A 4,733-nucleotide genomic window follows, 5' to 3' on the forward strand; every position below is an offset into this window, starting at 1 on the left:
CGGCGAACTCCTTCTCGCGCATCTCCTTTTCGCGATACTGGTTGGTCGCCGCGCGTATTGCCGGATGCTTGTGAGCCCCCAGGTACTTGAGATGAACCGGGACATGATCCAGGATCAGCGCCTTGGCCAGCTCGATATCGACCTGATCGGACTGGTCAAGCTCCTTCCATAGGCTGTCCAGATTGAACCCGCGCTGGTTGTAAACTTTTTGCAGCAGGTGGCCAACCGAGGCGCAGAGAATCTCAGAGAGCTGCGAGTCGGAGTAGTCCTCGATCGGGATCCGCCGGAGCACGAGTTCGACCTTGTATCCATCCCGATCTTGGAGCGAGAAATAGCTCGGTCGATCAAGAAACACGGTCGTCACTTCCTGATCCAGGCTCACGAAGATCGGGGCACCGATGAGCGAGCGAACATGCAGTTGCTCGCCATCGTGAACGCGCACGGCCATGCGGAAATAGTCCAGCGCCTGAGGCAGCGTCAAACCCTCCAGCCAGGCACGTCTGGGCTGAGTTGGATCCGATTTCCGTACCTCCCAAGGCAGTTGGGCGATGAGTTTGTCCCGCGAACGCGGATGCAACAGATCTTTGCAGAGATCCCTGACCGCAGGGTCGTCTCCGCACAGTAGGGTGATAACACCGACCAGAGGGCGCGCCACCCGGACATTCCAGGGATCGAAGTAGCCACGCAAGATTGGACCAGCGGAAGCAGTCTGGGAGGCATGGGCGACATCCCGCCGACTTGCGGATGGATCCGAGTCCGTCTGATCAGAGACGATGCACCCGGACAGAATCTCTGCCTGCTGCGCGTCCAGGACATGAGACGCGGCGACACCGGTCACGCCGCTGGTCAGCTGCTTGCTGGGTTTCCAATGACCGTCCTTGTTTCTCAGTTTCAATCGGCCCAACGCTTCTCGTGCGTCAGGCTGCCCCGCAAAGACCTTGAGGTAACGGTCGAACACTCGCCGCCGGATCGCCCCGTCGCCCCCTTGGCCAGCGATCCAGTTGAGCAGATCGACCAAGTCACCGGTCTCGACCGGATCCCGCTGCATCGACGGCAGAAGACTCTGGAAGCAGTCATTCGCCCCCAATCGCTCGATGAGTACCGCGAGCAGCCGCCAACCGGCATGGCGATAGCCGCCAAGCACACGAGCAGTCTCTTCGAGTTCGGTTGCATTCTTCAGATCGATGCGGCCAAGGCGGTAAACCGCGACCTCCTTTTCTTTCAGGACGAGTCCCAGTCGCTCCAACCCTGCTTGGCCTCGTGCAAAAGCGTCCTGGCGTAACTGTGGATAAGCGGGATGCTCAAGCACGTCCGCAAGCAACGCCCGTGGTGTGGCAAAGAGTCCTGGCAGCTTGGCCAGAATGCTTTCCAGCTCGGCCTCGGCGGCGTCCAGGTCGATGATGTCGTCGGGCCTGAGGTGTGCGCCTGCAACGCTCGGGATCCACTCAGCCGATTCGAGCCGTTGCGCTATGGCGGCTGACAGAGACTCACCGCGCTCCGCGAAGGTCTGCAAGGCGTCCAGGATGACTCGCCATACTCCCGGCACCTCCGGGTGGTGCAGGCCGATCTCGATGGCCGCCTCCGCGTCCAGGTTTCTCAGTAGAACCCGTTGTCGCTGCGCAAGCGCCTTGTCGTCACTGAGCACGAACAGATGCAGTCCACGCCGGAGTTCGGCATTCAGATTGATCTGACCGCAATCGAGGTAGGCATTGGCTGTGTCCCCGGCGATGGCTTTGTTCGGCCGTATCCAGTGGAAAGGGAGGGAGACCCACAGGGCATCGTTCTTCACCGCCTTCAGGATTTGCTCGCATTCGTCTTGATCGAAAGTGCTCGAATCCAGCGCAGAGATGCCCTTGTGTTCGATCTCATCGATGACCGACTGCGAACTGATGTCGTGGAGGTCCACTGCTTTCCGAGCCGTTCCGGATAGCGGTTCGGTGAGTCTCACATCCACCAGATTCCAAGGCGCGGTTTCGCCGCCAATAAGCTGCGACCAGAGCGTTCGCCAGACCGGTTCCTGTCTCAGGCCCAGCACCCAAAGGCGGTCGTCATCGTTGAAGTGGTCTTGGTTCGCGTGCAGCAGGAAGCGCAGTCCTCGCGTTTCCAACGCATTGCTCGGCGTCCCGCAGTGCTCGATCAGTGCTGCCCGTTTTTCGATCCCGCCGAGTTCGCGCGGACGGCCGCCCAGTGCCGCGAGCACCGCGCCACCATCGCACGGCCGAACACCACTCCGACCGTCGAGCGCCAGGGTAGCCGTGTCCTTGTTAATGACGAGTACCCGGTCGTGCGGCAACACGGCCTGAAGGTCCACTGCCAACCCCAAGCGTTTAGCGGGTGCTGTGTCTAACAACATGCCGAATAGCAGACCGTCTTGTTGCGCCGTGCGGATCTCCTGCACCGAGACCGGCACCTGTCGCCCTTGGCGACAGTCGAATCCGCCCAGAACCCTGAGGTCGGCGCAACGCTGCAAGAGTGGCATGCGCTGCCCATCGGCGACGCCCTGAATGAGTACCGACGAGAGCTTGAGTGCCTTGTCCTGGAAGGACGTGTCGGAGCCGGCTGCCGCCGCCAGTGCCAGTGCATCCTCTACTTTGGCCAGTAACTGCACCGCATCGGATACGGATAGCTTGGCATCGCCCAGGACTGGGGACGTGCTATCGGCGAAGGATTTAGGGAAGAGCTGGTTCGGGAGAGGCAGCGCCTCGGTCTTGGCGGATAGCAGCCCGCGCAGTAATGAATCCGGGAGATTGTTGTCGAGCTTGAAACAGCGTGAGGGATCCAGTCTTCCCACGATGTTGTGAACAAGTTCCTTTTGATCCGTATTCCGGGATAGCCCTGCTTCCCCCAGCTGAATCAGTCCTTGGCGAATGATGTCTGCAAGGGCCGCTCTCACGGCCAGGCTGCGCACATACGGGCCTGCCGCATCTTTCAGAAAGTGACTCAAATAACTCAAGCGATCAAGATCTTGGAAGAGTTCGCGCGCCTTGACCGATTCGATCAACGCCAGGAGTTGCTGCTCGCCCCATTGCATTTCGACCGAGGGGTGAAGCAGGTGCGGCGCACCTTCTACGGCTAATCGATAGCTCTTCGCAATCGAGTCAAGCACCGGAAACAGCCGCCAGGCATGCCCAGGATCATCCGGCGGCGGGGCTGGGAGAGACAGCACTTGGCGTTCCGTGCCACAGCAGACCCAGGCGACCCCGTCAGCAGTGATCTCGCGCAGCCAGCTCGTCTGCGCCGTGATATCTGCACGGAAACGCTGAAAGAGCGACGTGTGCAGAAGCGCCTGAGACAAGGCGGTCTTGGACGCATCCGACAGTGCCTGTTCGGTACCGAAGGCCTCCAGTGCCGGGATCAGAAGTGGCAGCACATTGGCGCGCAGCAGTTCGCAATTCCAGGCTCGCCGTAACGCGGACTCGCTCTCGTCCGGATCGAGCGTGCGTCCATTGCAGTCTTCAAGCCCATCGACACCACGACGTCCGGCATCCACGAAAAAATAGCCATGCAGGGTCAAGCGCACGTCGTCGTCGCCCTCACAGCGAACCCGCTCGACGGCCTCGATCTCGTCCAGGGGCAGAAACACTGTCCAATGCGTAATCAGCCACCCGTGCCCCGGCGTGCGGGAGAACAGCACGGCGCCATGCGGCTTGGCCTTGTCCTTGGCCTCACTGGCATGGCCTTTCTCGTTCCGGACATAACTGCTCGGCCAGTGTTGATGGCGGTGCAGTGCCTTGAGCGCCGCTGTCCAGGTGTGCGCTTCCCAACCTGAAAAGCGCAGCGATTGCATCGTGTCTCCGTGGCGGATGGTGATATGGCCGGTGAGCGAGCGTCGATCCCTGCCGTGAGCCGCCGGCCAATCCCTCCGTGTTGGCCGTTGTGCGGCGCCGTCCAGGGCGACCTCGAAGACGGGTTCTCGGGGATTCGGGTCCGCCTCCAGATTCCAATAGGACACCCGGCTCAGGGATTGCAGCATGGGCAGCAGCGCGGCCGTGCGTACCGGAAAGTTCGCCCCGGCGAGGAAGTTCAGTAAGCTCGGGTCTTCTCCGGGATATTGCGCGAGGATCGGCCCAGCGTCGCCGAGATCCGACTGGCGGCGCAGTGGAATCCAGAGAATGAAAGGATTCGCGGAGTCGCCGAGGCTGGCGATCACACCTGACAAGTGACGTCGGATGGCAAGGACATCCTGATGGTCGAAGGCATCCCAATCCTGGTGCAGCGACTGCGCGATATCTGCTCCGCTCCAGGGATTGAGCACCTCCGCGTAGTCGCGTTCCCCATCGTGTGCCAGAAAGAAGAACGCCTCACAGAAATGGAAGACACTCTTCATCCCCAGGCCGAACTTGCCGATGCTGCCCTGATCGGCGGCCTTGCTGTTCTGGCCAAAGGAGCGGATGCCGCGCGCGTCGGAGGCATCGAATTTGCCGTTGTTGACGAAGAACAGCGCCGGCGCCCGAAGCAAGGGGTGAGTCGCGTTCGACAGCCCCGCCGAGCGCCCGAATCCAAGCCGGGTGAGCCGGGTGGCCTTCGCCCCGTCGGTCGCGTCGTCGGTGTTCTGAACCAGCTCCTTGAACAGCGAGAAGCCTGAAGGCGGTCCGCCAGGCTCATCCGGAACCAGTGGATATCTGTCGCGCAGGTTGTCCGCGATCAAGTTGACGAACTGGATTGGGTCCTGGATAAAGCCCGCCATCTGTACATTCTCCTTTGTTTTTCCCGGTCGGGGCAGCCCACCGCTC

Annotated in this window: 1 protein-coding gene; it reads right to left on the reverse strand. The window is 61.2% G+C overall.

The window, feature by feature from the left end:
• Positions 1-4,687: hypothetical protein (locus QZY07_RS26445; RefSeq protein ID WP_295409274.1), on the reverse strand; the 4,687-nt coding region annotated here is incomplete at its 3' end.
• Positions 4,688-4,733 lie beyond the last annotated feature (46 nt).

This window comes from uncultured Thiocystis sp., from assembly GCF_903866365.1.
In the GTDB taxonomy this organism is placed as follows: Bacteria; Pseudomonadota; Gammaproteobacteria; order Chromatiales; family Chromatiaceae; genus Chromatium.